This is a genomic window from Salmonella sp. SAL00670 (assembly GCF_046552235.1).
Lineage (GTDB): Bacteria > Pseudomonadota > Gammaproteobacteria > Enterobacterales > Enterobacteriaceae > Salmonella > Salmonella enterica.
Genome location: NZ_JBGDUO010000001.1, coordinates 1,157,797 through 1,173,051, shown reverse-complemented (window position 1 = coordinate 1,173,051; position 15,255 = coordinate 1,157,797). Strand labels below are relative to the sequence as shown.

The following is a 15,255-nucleotide window of genomic DNA, read 5'->3' as shown; positions in this document are numbered from 1 at the left end:
CCGACACGTGGTACACAATCAAGGCAGCGAAAGCTGCCTTTTTTAATTCCGGAGCCTGTGTAATGAAAGAAATCACCGTCACTGAACCTGCCTTTGTCACCCACTTTTCCTGTTCTGGCTCGGCCTGCCGCGATCACTGTTGTAAGGGCTGGAAAATCACGCTGGATAAGACGACGGTCAAAAAGTATCTCGCCAGTAAAGACACGGCGATTCGTACCATCGCGCAAGACCATATTATCCTGCTGAAAAAGAACAACAGCCACTGGGGGGAAATTAAGCTGCCTTCGGCGCTGGGGAATTGCCCTTATCTGGATGAGGACCGTCTGTGCCGGGTACAAAAAACGTTAGGCGCAAAGGCATTAAGTCATACCTGTTCCTCTTTCCCACGGGCGCACCATACCTATAAAAATGAGGTACGTAACTCCCTGAGTCTTGCCTGCCCAGAGGTAACGTCGCGTATTTTAAACGATCCTGACGCAATGGCACTCAGCGAAAAAACAATCATTCAGCAGACATTCAATACTGCGCCGTTATTCCCAGCGCAGCAAAAGTTACTCAATCTGTTTTGCCTGAGTCTGATCAACCATGCCAACAGCAGTACGGAAGCCGCGCTCTATGCGTTGATTAAATTCGTCATGTATGCACAGAAATTTGCCAAAATTGATGATGCCGCGCTGGGCGAACTGGAACAGGTGTATGCCGCGTTACTTGAACAGTTGCAGACCGGCGTGTTGGCGCAGGAGTTGATGAATATCGCGCCGGATAGCAAGGTAAAAACCTCGCTGGTATTGCAGATGCAGAACTATTTCCGCTCGCTCCCGCTTAATCGTGGCAGTGTTATCCTCGATCACTACATCCAGTGCCTTCTGCGGGTGCTGACGGCGGAAGAGGGCATTTCAATGGAGCAGAAGGTTAGCGATATTGAGTCCTCATTAGCGCGCTGTTTACAGGCGGATGAGCAGCAGAAGAACTGGGCCTTCAGAAATTTAATTCTCTATAAAATTTGGGAAAATAATTTCCCCAACCAGCCGAATGTCGACCCGTTACGCGCGCTGTATATTATCGTGGCGGAATATGCCTTTATTAAGCTATTAACGGCAGCCAGCGTGCATGAGCGCGGGCGGCTTGAGTGGGATGACGTTACCAATATTGTGTATAGTTTTTCACTCCCGCAGCCAGCATAACAGCGAGGTGGCGAAGAATTTTCATCGCCATATAGAAACGGTGCGTACTGGCGACGATCTGTCGATGATTCATCTTCTGACATAGTTTTGTTCGGGGTGGGCTTTTGCGCATCCCGTTTATCCTATCTGGCTGATTTTATTCTGCTCTTTGAGCCGCTAAAAAGGTGCTACAGGTTACATAAGTGAAATAACCCTTCTTTTATAGCCTTATTCCTTCGATAGAACCCTCTGTAGAAACGGATAATCATGCCGATAACTCATTTAACGCAGGGCTGTTTATCGTGAATTCACTGTATACCGCTGAAGGTGTAATGGATAAACACTCGCTGTGGCAGCGTTATGTACCGCTGGTGCGTCACGAAGCATTGCGCCTGCAGGTGCGATTGCCGGCGAGCGTGGAACTGGACGATCTGCTACAAGCGGGCGGCATCGGGTTATTAAATGCGGTCGACCGATATGACGCTTTGCAAGGAACGGCATTTACCACTTACGCAGTGCAGCGTATTCGTGGGGCGATGCTGGATGAATTACGCAGCCGCGATTGGGTGCCGCGTAGCGTCCGGCGTAATGCCCGCGAAGTGGCGCAGGCGATGGGACAACTGGAGCAGGAACTGGGGCGTAATGCGACGGAAACCGAAGTGGCGGAACGTCTTGGCATCCCTGTTGCGGAGTATCGTCAGATGTTGCTCGATACCAACAACAGCCAACTTTTCTCTTACGATGAGTGGCGGGAAGAGCATGGCGATAGCATCGAACTGGTGACTGAAGAACATCAACAGGAAAACCCGTTACATCAACTGCTGGAGGGCGACCTGCGACAGCGGGTAATGGATGCGATTGAATCGCTGCCGGAACGCGAGCAACTGGTGTTAACGCTGTATTACCAGGAAGAGCTCAATCTCAAAGAGATTGGCGCGGTACTGGAAGTTGGCGAATCGCGGGTCAGCCAGTTGCATAGTCAGGCCATCAAACGATTACGCACCAAACTGGGTAAGTTATAGGTAGCGCATGATCGCACCCGAAAAGTGCCGCACAACGTATAGACTACCAGGAGTTCTCATGACGGTGCAGCAACCTAAAAGGCGGCCCTTGAGCCGCTATCTTAAAGACTTTAAACACAGCCAGACGCATTGCGCGCATTGTCACAAACTGCTCGACCGCATTACGCTGGTTCGCCGTGGCAAGATCGTTAATAAAATCGCTATTTCACAGCTGGATATGCTACTTGACGACGCTGCCTGGCAGCGGGAGCAGAAGGAGTGGGTGGCGCTGTGTCGCTTTTGCGGCGATTTGCACTGCAAAAAGCAGAGTGATTTTTTCGATATTATCGGTTTCAAACAGTATTTGTTTGAACAAACCGAGATGAGTCATGGCACGGTGCGGGAATATGTCGTGCGTTTACGACGTCTTGGCAATTACCTCAGCGAGCAAAACATTTCCCACGATCTGCTGCAGGACGGTTTTCTCGATGAAAGCCTGGCGCCATGGTTACCGGAAACCAGCACCAATAATTACCGTATCGCACTACGTAAATACCAGCAATATAAAGCGCATCAGCAGATTGCGCCCAGACAGAAATCCCCCTTTACCGCCAGTTCTGATATATATTAAAAAAGCATAAGATGTAGCAGAGTCGTGTTGGTGAAACGTGGCAAACCTTCTACATTAGGCTGAGTCCCCCAAAGGTTCGCGAGACGTGACGATGCGCCATGGCGGGACACAGTCTATGGTCATTAACGGCAATATTCGGGGTTACTATGAAATTAGCACTACTGGGACGTCAGGCACTGATGGGAGTAATGGCTGTAGCGCTGGTGGCGGGAATGAGCGCGAAGAGCTTTGCCGATGAGGGTTTGCTGAACAAAGTTAAAGAACGCGGCACGCTGCTGGTAGGGCTGGAAGGTACCTATCCGCCGTTTAGCTTTCAGGGCGAAGACGGCAAATTAACCGGTTTTGAAGTCGATTTCGCCGAGGCGTTGGCAAAACATCTGGGCGTTAAAGCGTCATTGAAGCCGACCAAATGGGACGGAATGCTGGCGTCGCTGGACGCTAAACGCATTGATGTGGTGATAAACCAGGTCACGATTTCAGATGTCCGCAAGAAAAAATATGATTTCTCTACGCCTTATACGGTCTCCGGCGTTCAGGCGTTGGTGAAAAAAGGGAATGAAGGCACGATCAAAACGGCAGCCGATCTGCAGGGCAAAAAAGTCGGCGTTGGGCTGGGGACTAACTATGAAGAGTGGCTACGTCAACATGTTCAGGGCGTGGATATCCGTACTTATGACGATGATCCTACAAAATACCAGGATCTACGCGTAGGCCGTATTGACGCGATTTTAGTCGATCGTCTGGCGGCGCTGGATCTGGTGAAAAAAACCAAAGGTACGCTGGCCGTCACCGGTGATGCGTTTTCGCGTCAGGAGTCCGGCGTTGCGTTACGTAAAGGCAACGAAGACTTGCTGAAGGCGGTAGATAACGCTATTGCGGAAATGCAAAAAGATGGCACCTTAAAAGCGCTCTCTGAAAAATGGTTTGGCGCTGACGTGACCCAATAATGCTCTACGTTGCCCGGCAGGCAGAGCGCCGCCGGGCAATATCAACCTCATACTATGTCAGCAAACGGAGGCGCGTGAATCGGCGCCTTTTTTATTTCCGTTGGATCAACGTGCATAATAAAAAGAACACACCACAACGTTACCGGAGGCTCAATGCCACTACATCACTTAACGCGCTTTCCTCGCCTGGAGCTTATTGGCGCGCCGACCCCGCTCGAATACCTGCCGCGATTGTCTGATTATCTTGGCCGTGAGATTTACATTAAGCGCGATGACGTTACGCCCATTGCAATGGGCGGCAATAAACTGCGCAAGCTGGAGTTTCTGGTGGCCGACGCGCTGCGAGAAGGGGCGGATACGCTGATAACCGCAGGGGCGATTCAGTCGAACCATGTCCGTCAGACGGCGGCGGTCGCGGCCAAATTGGGGCTGCATTGCGTCGCTTTGCTGGAAAATCCAATCGGTACCACCGCGGAAAATTACCTGACGAATGGTAATCGCCTGTTACTGGATTTATTTAATACGCAAATTGAGATGTGCGATGCGCTAACCGATCCGGATGCGCAGCTGCAAACGCTGGCGACGCGTATTGAAGCGCAAGGGTTCAGGCCCTATGTGATTCCGGTCGGCGGCTCCAGCGCGCTGGGCGCAATGGGATACGTAGAGAGCGCCCTGGAAATCGCCCAGCAGTGTGAAGAGGTCGTCGGGCTCTCTTCGGTGGTGGTGGCCTCCGGCAGCGCCGGAACGCACGCCGGGTTAGCTGTCGGGCTGGAACATCTGATGCCGGATGTCGAACTGATTGGCGTGACCGTTTCACGTTCTGTCGCCGAGCAGAAACCCAAAGTAATTGCCTTGCAGCAGGCTATTGCCGGTCAGCTGGCGCTGACGGCGACGGCGGATATTCATTTATGGGATGACTATTTTGCCCCGGGTTACGGCGTGCCAAATGACGCGGGGATGGAGGCGGTGAAACTGCTGGCGAGCCTGGAGGGGGTGTTGCTGGATCCGGTATATACCGGCAAAGCGATGGCGGGTCTGATAGACGGCATCAGCCAGAAACGCTTTAACGATGACGGGCCGATTCTCTTTATTCACACCGGTGGGGCGCCTGCGCTGTTTGCCTACCATCCTCATGTATAACCTCCAGGTAATCAACGCGAATGCAAGAAAGTATCCAACTGGTTATTGAATCGCTGCCGTATTTGCTTAAAGGCGCCGTCTTTACCCTGCAACTGAGTATTGGCGGTATGTTTTTTGGTCTGCTGCTGGGATTTGTGCTGGCGCTGATGCGGATGTCTCCACTATGGCTGGTTCGCTGGCTGGCGCGCTTTTATATCTCGATTTTTCGCGGTACGCCGCTTATCGCCCAGTTATTTATGATCTATTACGGCCTGCCGCAATTTGGGATTGAGCTGGACCCTATCCCGGCGGCGATGATTGGTTTATCGCTCAATACTGCGGCTTACACGTCCGAGACGCTGCGCGCGGCGATCTCGGCTATCGACAAGGGGCAATGGGAAGCGGCGGCGAGCATTGGCATGACGCCGTGGCAAACGCTACGCCGCGCTATTTTGCCGCAGGCGGCCCGCGTCGCGCTTCCGCCGTTGAGCAACAGCTTTATCAGCCTGGTGAAAGATACGTCGCTCGCCGCGACGATTCAGGTGCCGGAGTTGTTCCGCCAGGCGCAGTTAATTACCTCGCGAACGCTGGAGGTGTTTACCATGTATCTGGCCGCGTCGTTAATCTACTGGGTAATGGCGACCGTCTTATCGGCACTGCAAAACTATTTTGAAAACCAGCTTAACCGCCAGGAGAGAGAGCCAAAATGAGTGCTATCGAAGTCACCAACCTGGTCAAAAAATTTCATGGTCAAACGGTGCTGCACGGTATCGACCTTGAGGTGAAGCCCGGAGAAGTCGTCGCCATTATCGGCCCGAGCGGCTCAGGGAAGACAACGTTATTACGCTGCATTAACCTGCTGGAACAACCGGAAGCGGGTACCATTAAAGTGGGCGATATTATCATCGATACCGCCCGCCCATTCAGCCAGCAAAAAGGGTTGATTCGCCAGCTACGCCAGCATGTCGGCTTTGTCTTTCAGAGTTTTAATCTGTTCCCGCATCGTACCGTGCTGGAAAATATCATTGAAGGTCCGGTGATTGTAAAGGGAGAGCCGAAAGCCGAGGCGACGGCGCTGGCGCGGGAACTGTTAGCCAAAGTCGGGTTGGCCGGTAAAGAGACCCGTTATCCGCGCCGCCTGTCGGGCGGGCAACAGCAGCGCGTGGCGATTGCACGCGCGCTGGCGATGCGCCCGGAAGTGATTCTGTTTGATGAGCCCACGTCGGCGCTTGATCCTGAATTAGTCGGCGAGGTGCTTAATACGATTCGCCAGCTGGCGCAGGAAAAGCGCACGATGGTGATCGTCACTCACGAAATGGGCTTTGCGCGTGACGTGGCTGATCGGGCAATATTTATGGATCAGGGGCAAATCGTCGAGCAGGGGCCGGCGAAAACCTTGTTCGCCGATCCTCAGCATCCGCGTACCCGCCAGTTCCTTGAGAAATTTTTAATGAAATAATACCTTTTCAACGCTCGCCCGAATTAGCCGCGCCTCGGGCGAGCGCAATGAATAATTATGAAGTCATTCTGCCAGATTATTAACCTTGCTCTCAGGCGGAAGCCAAAAAACTGTAATGCCGCTCAAGTATTCTACGTTTCGTCCGATATTTCTTATATATAAACACTATTTATGTGTTAATTTAAGCTATTCATAATAATGATTATCAATATCAAAGGCGTGACCATAAAATATGCAGGAAAATGATTTCTTCACCTGGCGACGCGCAATGTTGTTACGCTTTCAGGAGATGGCGGCAGCAGAGGATGTTTATACTGAGTTGCAATATCAGACACAGCGGCTGGAATTTGATTATTATGCCCTGTGTGTTCGTCATCCCGTCCCCTTTACCCGGCCTAAAATATCGCTTCGTACCACTTATCCTCCGGCGTGGGTAACGCATTACCAGTCCGAAAACTATTTTGCGATCGATCCGGTATTAAAGCCGGAAAATTTCAGGCAGGGTCATTTACATTGGGATGACGTGCTATTTCATGAAGCGCAGGCGATGTGGGATGCCGCCCAGCGTTTCGGATTACGCAGAGGCGTAACCCAGTGTGTGATGTTGCCGAACCGGGCGCTGGGCTTTTTATCTTTCTCCCGTAGCAGTTTACGCTGCTCCTCGTTTACCTACGATGAAGTGGAGCTGAGGTTGCAACTGCTGGCGCGGGAGAGTCTTTCGGCGCTGACAAGATTTGAAGACGACATGGTGATGGCACCTGAAATGCGTTTCAGTAAACGTGAGAAAGAGATTCTGAAGTGGACGGCGGAAGGGAAGACCTCATCGGAGATCGCCATTATTCTGTCGATTTCTGAAAATACCGTTAACTTCCATCAGAAAAACATGCAGAAGAAATTTAATGCGCCAAATAAAACACAGATTGCCTGCTACGCTGCGGCGACAGGTCTGATATGACGTGCTGACAATGCTTCGCGCCAGACGCGAAACCGGCTGAAAGCGATGCTAACAGCCGGTTTTTTACTACTGGCGGTAAGCCTGTTTAATTTGCTTAACCGTACTGGAAAATACCGCCGCTTGTGCTTCATCATCCATCTGCGCGATCTGTTTTTCCATTTTAAGAATCACGCGCCCAGCATCGGCCTGGCCCATCGCCTGCAGCATCAGCGTTAACATGGCTTTCAGGCAGTTGACTTCAGTAGCCAGTTCTTGATTATTCTCAGCGGTGGAAAAATCAGGCGTACTCATTTATTTTCCTCGTTATGTTTCAGTGAAAATGTGCGATAGCAGATGTTAAGGCGGCGGAGTATACCATAAGCTACGCTAAAAATAGCAGTGGTTGTTTTTTGATCAAAAAGCGGAGGGGTTACCCACAAAATAAACGTTGCCGCGTGATGCATATATTTTCTTCATTCTTTGTTTATTACGCGTATTTTACTCGTTAATTATTGTTACAAAGTTGATTCCCTAATTAGTGTTTAGACAGCGGAACGTGAAATTTTTGTCACCATTATGAAATAGCAGCCCGGGACAGCGCCGTCAGAAGGGGCTACAACGTTGGCAGTTGCCACATGACGTACAACATAATTTCCAAAAACGAGAGCAAAATCGAATACCCGGTGTTTTTTTACGTTTCAAAGTTGAGATAAAACCAGCTAATATAAGGGCGATTAACTATCAGTAGCGTTATCCCTATTCTGGAGATATTCCTTTGATCAACGTTCTTCTTGTTGATGACCACGAACTGGTGCGCGCAGGGATACGACGCATTCTTGAAGATATAAAGGGCATTAAAGTTGTCGGTGAAGCGTGCTGCGGAGAGGATGCGGTAAAATGGTGCCGTACTAACGCCGTTGACGTCGTGCTGATGGATATGAACATGCCCGGTATTGGCGGCCTTGAGGCGACGCGTAAAATTGCCCGATCGACAGCGGATATCAAAGTGATCATGCTGACCGTCCATACGGAGAACCCGTTGCCCGCCAAAGTGATGCAGGCTGGCGCAGCTGGCTATCTCAGCAAAGGCGCTGCGCCTCAGGAGGTGGTGAGCGCTATTCGTTCGGTGTATTCCGGACAACGTTATATCGCCTCCGATATCGCTCAACAGATGGCGCTCAGTCAGATTGAGCCTGCAAAAACGGAAACGCCGTTCGCCAGTTTGTCTGAACGCGAGTTGCAGATTATGCTGATGATCACCAAGGGCCAGAAGGTCAATGAGATTTCAGAACAGCTGAATCTCAGTCCTAAAACGGTGAACAGCTATCGCTATCGTATGTTCAGTAAATTAAACATTCATGGTGATGTTGAGCTGACTCACCTGGCAATCCGCCATGGCCTGTGTAATGCGGAGACGTTAACAAGCCAGTGAGTGAAATATTTGACGCAAAGGCGTTCCTGAAAACCGTTACCAGCCAACCCGGTGTCTATCGTATGTATGACGCCGGCGGTACGGTTATCTATGTTGGTAAAGCAAAAGACCTGAAAAAGCGTCTTTCCAGCTACTTTCGCAGCAACCTGGCTTCGCGTAAAACCGAAGCGCTAGTTGCGCAAATTCAACACATTGATGTCACGGTAACGCATACCGAAACGGAAGCGCTGCTGCTTGAGCATAATTACATCAAGTTGTATCAACCGCGTTACAACGTGTTGTTGCGTGATGATAAATCCTATCCTTTTATTTTTCTGAGCGGCGATACCCATCCGCGTCTGGCGATGCACCGTGGCGCCAAACATGCGAAAGGCGAGTACTTCGGTCCATTTCCTAATGGCTATGCCGTGCGGGAAACGCTGGCGCTGTTACAGAAAATTTTCCCTATCCGCCAGTGCGAAAACAGCGTGTATCGCAACCGCTCGCGTCCTTGCCTGCAATACCAGATTGGCCGCTGCTTAGGCCCCTGCGTTGCAGGACTGGTCAGCGAGGAGGAGTACACGCAACAGGTGGAGTATGTCCGGTTGTTTTTGTCCGGCAAGGACGACCAGGTCTTAACACAACTGATTGCCCGGATGGAAAAGGCCAGCCAGGATTTGGCATTTGAAGAGGCGGCGCGTATTCGCGATCAGATCCAGGCGGTACGCCGGGTCACGGAGAAACAGTTTGTCTCCAATGCGGGCGACGATCTCGACGTGATCGGTGTGGCTTTTGATGCGGGTATGGCCTGTGTGCATGTGTTGTTTATTCGCCAGGGTAAGGTGCTGGGCAGCCGCAGCTATTTTCCAAAAGTGCCTGGTGGTACGGAACTGGGCGAAGTGGTGGAAACCTTTGTCGGGCAGTTTTACCTGCAGGGTAGCCAGATGCGCACGCTACCGGGCGAGATACTGCTCGATTTTAATCTGAGTGATAAAACGCTGCTGGCCGATTCGTTGTCGGAACTTGCCGGACGGCGTATTCATGTCCAGACAAAACCGCGCGGCGATCGCGCCCGTTATCTCAAGCTGGCGCGGACCAACGCGGCAACGGCCTTAATCACTAAACTCTCGCAGCAGTCCACCATCACGCAGCGTTTGACCGCGCTGGCGGCGGTATTAAAACTTCCTGCGATCAAGCGGATGGAGTGTTTTGACATCAGCCATACCATGGGGGAGCAAACGGTCGCATCCTGTGTGGTATTTGACGCTAACGGGCCGTTACGCGCCGAGTATCGTCGTTATAATATCGCGGGCATCACGCCGGGTGATGACTACGCGGCGATGAATCAGGTGTTACGTCGGCGTTATGGCAAGGCCATAGAAGAAAGTAAGATTCCGGATGTTATTCTGATCGACGGCGGAAAAGGGCAGCTCGCCCAGGCGAAAGCCGTTTTCGCTGAGCTGGATGTCCCCTGGGATAAGCATCGTCCTTTGCTGCTCGGCGTCGCCAAAGGCGCGGACAGAAAAGCCGGTCTGGAAACACTCTTTTTTGAACCGGAAGGCGAGGGGTTTAGCCTGCCGCCGGACTCGCCGGCGCTGCATGTTATTCAGCATATTCGCGATGAGTCGCACGATCACGCGATCGGCGGGCACCGTAAAAAACGCGCGAAGGTTAAAAATACCAGTACGCTGGAAACTATTGAAGGCGTTGGGCCTAAACGTCGCCAGATGCTGCTGAAATATATGGGCGGTTTGCAAGGACTACGTAACGCCAGCGTAGAAGAAATTGCAAAAGTGCCGGGTATTTCGCAAGGTCTGGCAGAAAAGATCTTCTGGTCGTTGAAACATTGAGGCCACTGTAGCAACATAGGGGTAATTTCACTGACAACAGATAGTTACCCGTCACTATGCAATTTAATATCCCTACGTTGCTCACGCTGTTTCGCGTCATCCTGATTCCATTCTTTGTCGTGGTGTTTTATTTGCCGTTCGCCTGGGCGCCGATGGTCAGCGCGCTGATTTTCTGTATTGCCGCGATTACCGACTGGTTTGACGGCTTTCTGGCGCGACGCTGGAACCAGAGTACGCGTTTCGGCGCTTTCCTCGACCCCGTCGCCGACAAGGTGCTGGTGGCGATCGCCATGGTGCTGGTCACCGAGCATTATCATAGCTGGTGGGTGACGTTACCTGCGGCGACGATGATAGCCCGCGAAATTATTATCTCTGCTCTGCGTGAATGGATGGCGGAGCTGGGCAAACGCAGTAGTGTAGCGGTCTCCTGGATCGGTAAAGTCAAAACTACCGCGCAGATGGTGGCGCTGGCGTGGCTCTTGTGGCGTCCGAATATCTGGGTAGAGTATGCCGGGATCGCGCTTTTCTTTGTCGCAGCGGTGCTAACGTTGTGGTCCATGTTGCAATATTTGAGCGCTGCACGCGGAGATTTGCTTGATCAGTGATCGTTTCGCCGCAAATTTCAGCAAACGATCGTGAGTGACGAAAAATATCGTTGACTCAGTGCGTCAGGTAAGTAGAATGCAACGCATCGAACGGCAGCACTGATTGCCAGACGATAACAAAATCAAGTGATTAACAAAGTTGCTTGATACTGCGGGAATAGCTCAGTTGGTAGAGCACGACCTTGCCAAGGTCGGGGTCGCGAGTTCGAGTCTCGTTTCCCGCTCCAGTTTAAAAGCATTGGCGTAAAGCGAATGCTGGCTGAAAAGTCAAAAAAATTTGGCGCGTTAACAAAGCGGTTATGTAGCGGATTGCAAATCCGTCTAGTCCGGTTCGACTCCGGAACGCGCCTCCAATTTTTCCCGAGCCCGGATGGTGGAATCGGTAGACACAAGGGATTTAAAATCCCTCGGCGTTCGCGCTGTGCGGGTTCAAGTCCCGCTCCGGGTACCATGGGAAAGACAAGAATAATCAAAGCAATAAGCAGTGTCGTGAAACCACCTACGGGTGGTTTTTTTGTGCCTTCAATTTGTATGCCGACCGCGAGCGTGAACTCTCCAGTGCGATACACAGTAAAAAACACCGGTAGCGGCATTTCTGCCAGTACAACAGTTATGTGCTACCGACCCGCAAGAACTTATGCCTGGTAAATACTAAACGTCGGGTAAATCAGCCGATAAAATCCATTAATCTCTATAAAAAATGCTGATATGTTTTATGCCTGCTTTATTAAAGAGAGTAGGTCTGCCAGTGAAATATACCGATAATGCAAAATTATTTATTAGCTTCATTAATATTGGGATTGTAGGTTGCGCTTTTTTACTTTTTTTTATTTTGTATGAGCCTGAGAGTGCAATCGTAACCTACTCTCTTCCAGGAGAGCTTTCCTCTTCAACATGTGATGCGCGTAATTTTATTGGCTACGTCGATGAAAATGACTTTGCAGAGTATATAAAAAAAGTAGAACTGACGCGCTACAGTATGTATTGTCTGAAAAAAACAGGGGCGGGTCAGTGGAGTATTTATGCAAATTAAACGAGTATATAACTGTTCAGGGTTATTTTCTGCACAATTTAACTAAAGGTAGATAGCGAACTAATATTGATCATAAGGTAATGTGATCCGCATCATGCTTTAATCACGTTTTGCAATATTGTCTTAATAACAGGTCAACTACAGATAATTTCGGGTTTTCGTGAATGGCGGTTTTGGTCAGTCTCTATATTATGCTTTCCCCGCTTTACGGAGATGATGATGCAAAAGAAAACCTGGGCCGTTTTATTGATACCATTGTGCCTCACCGCTTGCCACCAGACGACCTACCGATCAACAGCCAAAGATGAAATTCTCACAGGGAGCTATATTGACCCGACCAAAACACGCTTTCCGTTAGCGGATTATTCACAGTCGGTTGATAAATGGATATCTCCGGACTCGGCTGATTACACTATTCCGGTTATTGATAGTGCTACCCAACAACGCTACTTTAACGCACTAAAATCTCATTATTTCGGAATGGACAGTGAAGCGCACTCGCCGTGGAATGGTTTTTATATTACCGCATTGCTGAAAAAAAATGCAGCACAGGCCCGGGATGCCAGTATTAAGCAGTTTCTTAGCGACGGCAGTGCTTATTGGGGGGAAAACTTCAGACTTTATACCTCTCGCTGGAAAGAGGAGGTTAGAGGGAATACGGATACGCAGATTGACAATATCTATCATGCCTCCCGGCGAGGCATTATGGTCAGAGAAAGTTTAGTCAGAGCGCTGCCAACGGACGACCCGCTCTTTAACGATCCCCGTCAGGCGGGCGAGGGGTATCCGTTTGATAATTTACAAATGTCTTCGCTGCGTCCCGGTACGCCGGTCTATACGCTGACGAAGAGCAAAGACCAACGCTGGCAATATGTCGTTTCACCAGCGGTAACTGGCTGGGTTCATAGTGAAGATATTGCCAGTACGGATCAGAAATTTATAACACAGTGGGTTTTGCTCGCTCACAAGCAACTGGGGGCATTTATCAACGCGCCGGTTTCTGTCCATACCGCAGGCGTCTATTATTTCACCGGGCGGCCGGGCACTATTTTACCGTTCCGGCATCAACGGGCGGGCCAGTTCCTCATTGCGGCGCCAGTTCGCGACAGCAACGGTCGCGCGTTTATCCATTGGGTCTGGCTAAGCGGTAACGAGTTTACGGCTATGCCGTGGAAAATGACGCCGGAAAATATCGCCGTGCTAATGAAAGCAATGCACGGCGCCCCCTACGGTTGGGGAAATTTTAACTTTTATAATGATTGTTCAGCCGAAGTCCGCAGCCTGTTAATGCCGTTTGGCATATTCCTGCCCAGACATTCATCCGCGCAGGTAGAGGCGGCTGGACGGGTGGTCGATCTTAGTCATAAAAATCCCCAAATGCGGATCGATTATCTCACCAGATACGGAAAGCCGTTTACTACGCTGGTCTATATTCCAGGGCATATTATGCTGTATATCGGTAACACAACCATGAATGGGCAGGTTGTGCCGATGACTTATCAGAATATCTGGGGATTGCGCCCAAACCATGCTAATAGCCGGAGCATTATCGGTGAGGCAGTATTTTTGCCGTTACTGCGTTTTTATCCTGAAAATCCTGAGCTGATATCGCTGGCTGGTAAGGTTCTGTTTAAGCTTGGTTATATAGAATAGGTTGACAAACTGTGTTATCGCGGAAGATATGATTAAGGCAACCGTGCGCGTGGATATAAAGAGAGTATCCCTGTAAACTGTGTCTGAAAAAAGTATGCGCTATAGTGCGGGCTGTTTATTTGAAATACTATCTGGAGCTGATTCTGGATGTGATTATGTGCCTCACACATTGAAGTGAGAGTTATTGCTGGTGGTATCTGGCTGGAGGCTGGGTGGTAAAAAGACGTAATTTATTGCATTTTAATAACGGTGCCCGATCAGAGCGCGATCTTGGGGATCTGGTCACTAAAGTTTTTGAGAAAGCGGCGAAAAAAGAACCGCAACCGCTATACACATTTAGCCTGCCGTTGCTGAGTGTGCAGGATGAGATCCGTGTTTACTGTAAGAAAAAAAATATCAAAATAGGGTACGATACGCTGTTTATGGAAATAACCTTTTCTGCTGACAGAGAAGCGGTAGACGAACTCATTAAACACTTTTTTACTGAAAATAAGCTCTATTTGAGAGGGCGGTTTTATCTGTCCGCGGCGGTGGTATAAGTTAGCATGAGTATAATATAGCGAGAAACCCATCTCTCGCTTTTGTGTGGGGCGAGCGTTTCCTGGCGGAAAATCTGCGCCCTGATCCTCCTTTTGTGCGTTAACTTCCGGAATCCTCCTCATTTCGTGTTAATCTGGCCCCTGATGGTTGCCATCCAAACTGCCTGCAAAAAAATTATTTTTATCCGCTGCAATGTAAGAGGCCTACAGGCGGAAGTCATCACTGAGGAAAAGCGTTATGAAAATGGAACCATTAAACGAGAACGAGCTGGAATGGCTGGATGATGTGCTGACGAAATACAATACCGATCAGGCCATTTTGGATGTCGCGGAGCTGGACGGTCTGATTACTGCGGTACTAAGTTCTCCGCGTCCCATCGAGCCGGAACAGTGGCTGGTCGCGATATGGGGGGGACCCGCGTACGTACCGCGCTGGACATCTGAAAAAGAAATGACGCGATTTATGGATCTGGTGTTCCAGCACATGGCGGACACAGCCGCCCGGCTTGAAGATTATCCAGAACAGTTCGAGCCGCTGTTTGGCCTGCGAGAAGTTGATGGCCATGAATTAACGATTGTTGAAGAATGGTGCTTTGGTTACATGCGCGGAGTGTCGCTGTCCGACTGGTCTGACTTGCCGGATACGCTAAAACCGGCGCTGGAAGCGATTGCCTTACACGGCACTGAAGAAAACTTTGCGCTGTTGGATAAAATGAGCCCGGAAGCGTTCGATAAAAGCGTTGACGCTATCCGTATCGCGGCGCTTGAGCTTCATGCCTGGTGGATGGCGCATCCGCACACGACGCCGCTACAGATGCCGATAAAAGCAGAGGTGAAAGTGGGGCGTAACGATCCTTGTCCATGCGGGAGCGGCAAAAAATTTAAGCAGTGCTGCCTGCATTAATGGCTC

Annotated in this window: 16 protein-coding genes, 3 tRNA genes and 1 pseudogene; 18 read left to right on the top strand and 2 right to left on the bottom strand. The window is 50.3% G+C overall.

Features of this window, described 5'->3' with window-relative positions; translation table 11 throughout:
- Nucleotides 1-62 precede the first annotated feature (62 nt).
- The 8 genes and pseudogenes from fliB (at nt 63) to sdiA (ending at nt 7,275) form a co-directional block, all read left to right on the top strand.
- Nucleotides 63-1,269: pseudogene (gene fliB, locus ACLJRS_RS05930) on the top strand (flagellin lysine-N-methylase).
- A gap of 196 nt (nt 1,270-1,465) precedes the next feature.
- Complete coding sequence (locus tag ACLJRS_RS05925; protein WP_001087453.1) at nt 1,466-2,185, top strand: RNA polymerase sigma factor FliA; 720 nt, start codon at nt 1,466-1,468, stop codon at nt 2,183-2,185.
- Nucleotides 2,186-2,243: 58 nt separating this feature from the next.
- A complete protein-coding gene (gene fliZ, locus ACLJRS_RS05920) occupies nt 2,244-2,795 on the top strand; it encodes a flagella biosynthesis regulatory protein FliZ (RefSeq protein ID WP_000218080.1) in 552 nt (183 codons plus the stop codon).
- A gap of 146 nt (nt 2,796-2,941) precedes the next feature.
- Nucleotides 2,942-3,742 (top strand): cystine ABC transporter substrate-binding protein, encoded by an 801-nt coding sequence (gene tcyJ / locus ACLJRS_RS05915; protein ID WP_000761636.1) that lies wholly within the window; start codon nt 2,942-2,944, stop codon nt 3,740-3,742.
- A gap of 153 nt (nt 3,743-3,895) precedes the next feature.
- Complete coding sequence (gene dcyD, locus ACLJRS_RS05910) at nt 3,896-4,882, top strand: D-cysteine desulfhydrase (RefSeq protein WP_001128188.1); 987 nt, start codon at nt 3,896-3,898, stop codon at nt 4,880-4,882.
- Between the two features lie 20 nt (nt 4,883-4,902).
- Nucleotides 4,903-5,571, top strand: a complete 669-nt coding sequence (tcyL, locus tag ACLJRS_RS05905) for a cystine ABC transporter permease (protein WP_001158234.1) — start codon at nt 4,903-4,905, stop codon at nt 5,569-5,571.
- Nucleotides 5,568-6,320 carry an L-cystine ABC transporter ATP-binding protein TcyN gene (gene tcyN / locus ACLJRS_RS05900; RefSeq protein WP_001273032.1) on the top strand — a complete coding sequence of 251 codons (753 nt, stop codon included), beginning with the start codon at nt 5,568-5,570 and terminating at the stop codon, nt 6,318-6,320. Before tcyL ends, tcyN begins: the two co-directional genes overlap by 4 nt.
- 232 nt (nt 6,321-6,552) lie before the next feature.
- The gene (gene sdiA, locus ACLJRS_RS05895) at nt 6,553-7,275 is read left to right on the top strand and encodes a transcriptional regulator SdiA (RefSeq protein WP_001157167.1); all 723 of its coding nucleotides are present in this window, start codon (nt 6,553-6,555) and stop codon (nt 7,273-7,275) included.
- 66 nt (nt 7,276-7,341) lie between these two features.
- On the opposite strand, the gene ACLJRS_RS05890 is transcribed toward sdiA, so the two are convergent.
- Both ACLJRS_RS05890 and ACLJRS_RS05885 read right to left on the bottom strand, forming a co-directional pair.
- Entirely contained in the window at nt 7,342-7,566 is a 225-nt protein-coding gene (locus tag ACLJRS_RS05890; RefSeq protein ID WP_000106483.1) for a DUF2594 family protein, read from the bottom strand.
- Nucleotides 7,563-7,718 carry a hypothetical protein gene (locus ACLJRS_RS05885; RefSeq protein ID WP_000546186.1) on the bottom strand — a complete coding sequence of 52 codons (156 nt, stop codon included), beginning with the start codon at nt 7,716-7,718 and terminating at the stop codon, nt 7,563-7,565. The genes ACLJRS_RS05890 and ACLJRS_RS05885 overlap by 4 nt, the downstream gene beginning before the upstream one ends.
- A 311-nt stretch (nt 7,719-8,029) precedes the next feature.
- Between ACLJRS_RS05885 and uvrY the strand changes: the two genes are divergently transcribed.
- From uvrY to ACLJRS_RS05835, 10 genes are all read left to right on the top strand, one after another.
- Nucleotides 8,030-8,686, top strand: a complete 657-nt coding sequence (gene uvrY, locus ACLJRS_RS05880; protein ID WP_000611323.1) for a UvrY/SirA/GacA family response regulator transcription factor — start codon at nt 8,030-8,032, stop codon at nt 8,684-8,686.
- On the top strand, nt 8,683-10,515 hold the full coding sequence (gene uvrC / locus ACLJRS_RS05875) for an excinuclease ABC subunit UvrC (protein WP_001289472.1): 1,833 nt from the start codon (nt 8,683-8,685) through the stop codon (nt 10,513-10,515). The genes uvrY and uvrC overlap by 4 nt, the downstream gene beginning before the upstream one ends.
- Nucleotides 10,516-10,571: 56 nt before the next feature.
- Complete coding sequence (pgsA, locus tag ACLJRS_RS05870; protein ID WP_001160192.1) at nt 10,572-11,120, top strand: CDP-diacylglycerol--glycerol-3-phosphate 3-phosphatidyltransferase; 549 nt, start codon at nt 10,572-10,574, stop codon at nt 11,118-11,120.
- Between the two features lie 151 nt (nt 11,121-11,271).
- Nucleotides 11,272-11,347, top strand: a tRNA-Gly gene (locus ACLJRS_RS05865).
- A 52-nt stretch (nt 11,348-11,399) separates the two neighbouring features.
- Nucleotides 11,400-11,473, top strand: a tRNA-Cys gene (locus tag ACLJRS_RS05860).
- Between the two features lie 11 nt (nt 11,474-11,484).
- Nucleotides 11,485-11,571 (top strand) — tRNA-Leu (locus ACLJRS_RS05855).
- A 249-nt stretch (nt 11,572-11,820) separates the two neighbouring features.
- Nucleotides 11,821-12,153, top strand: a complete 333-nt coding sequence (locus ACLJRS_RS05850) for a hypothetical protein (protein WP_001556026.1) — start codon at nt 11,821-11,823, stop codon at nt 12,151-12,153.
- A gap of 213 nt (nt 12,154-12,366) precedes the next feature.
- On the top strand, nt 12,367-13,806 hold the full coding sequence (locus ACLJRS_RS05845; RefSeq protein WP_077906467.1) for an SH3 domain-containing C40 family peptidase: 1,440 nt from the start codon (nt 12,367-12,369) through the stop codon (nt 13,804-13,806).
- A gap of 212 nt (nt 13,807-14,018) precedes the next feature.
- A complete protein-coding gene (locus ACLJRS_RS05840) occupies nt 14,019-14,345 on the top strand; it encodes a glucose-6-phosphate dehydrogenase (protein ID WP_000240837.1) in 327 nt (108 codons plus the stop codon).
- 238 nt (nt 14,346-14,583) lie between these two features.
- Nucleotides 14,584-15,249 carry a YecA family protein gene (locus ACLJRS_RS05835; protein WP_000781521.1) on the top strand — a complete coding sequence of 222 codons (666 nt, stop codon included), beginning with the start codon at nt 14,584-14,586 and terminating at the stop codon, nt 15,247-15,249.
- The last annotated feature ends 6 nt before the right edge of the window (nt 15,250-15,255 follow it).

Excerpts from the sequence above, each read along its gene's own strand:
- fliZ (WP_000218080.1), top strand. The coding sequence starts at position 2,244 with ATGACGGTGCAGCAACCTAAAAGGCGGCCCTTGAGCCGCTATCTTAAA.
- ACLJRS_RS05885 (WP_000546186.1), bottom strand. The coding sequence starts at position 7,718 with ATGCATCACGCGGCAACGTTTATTTTGTGGGTAACCCCTCCGCTTTTT.
- ACLJRS_RS05835 (WP_000781521.1), top strand. The coding sequence starts at position 14,584 with ATGAAAATGGAACCATTAAACGAGAACGAGCTGGAATGGCTGGATGAT.
- pgsA (WP_001160192.1), top strand. The coding sequence starts at position 10,572 with ATGCAATTTAATATCCCTACGTTGCTCACGCTGTTTCGCGTCATCCTG.
- sdiA (WP_001157167.1), top strand. The coding sequence starts at position 6,553 with ATGCAGGAAAATGATTTCTTCACCTGGCGACGCGCAATGTTGTTACGC.
- tcyL (WP_001158234.1), top strand. The coding sequence starts at position 4,903 with ATGCAAGAAAGTATCCAACTGGTTATTGAATCGCTGCCGTATTTGCTT.
- dcyD (WP_001128188.1), top strand. The coding sequence starts at position 3,896 with ATGCCACTACATCACTTAACGCGCTTTCCTCGCCTGGAGCTTATTGGC.
- ACLJRS_RS05890 (WP_000106483.1), bottom strand. The coding sequence starts at position 7,566 with ATGAGTACGCCTGATTTTTCCACCGCTGAGAATAATCAAGAACTGGCT.
- ACLJRS_RS05850 (WP_001556026.1), top strand. The coding sequence starts at position 11,821 with ATGCTGATATGTTTTATGCCTGCTTTATTAAAGAGAGTAGGTCTGCCA.
- tcyJ (WP_000761636.1), top strand. The coding sequence starts at position 2,942 with ATGAAATTAGCACTACTGGGACGTCAGGCACTGATGGGAGTAATGGCT.
- ACLJRS_RS05845 (WP_077906467.1), top strand. The coding sequence starts at position 12,367 with ATGATGATGCAAAAGAAAACCTGGGCCGTTTTATTGATACCATTGTGC.
- tcyN (WP_001273032.1), top strand. The coding sequence starts at position 5,568 with ATGAGTGCTATCGAAGTCACCAACCTGGTCAAAAAATTTCATGGTCAA.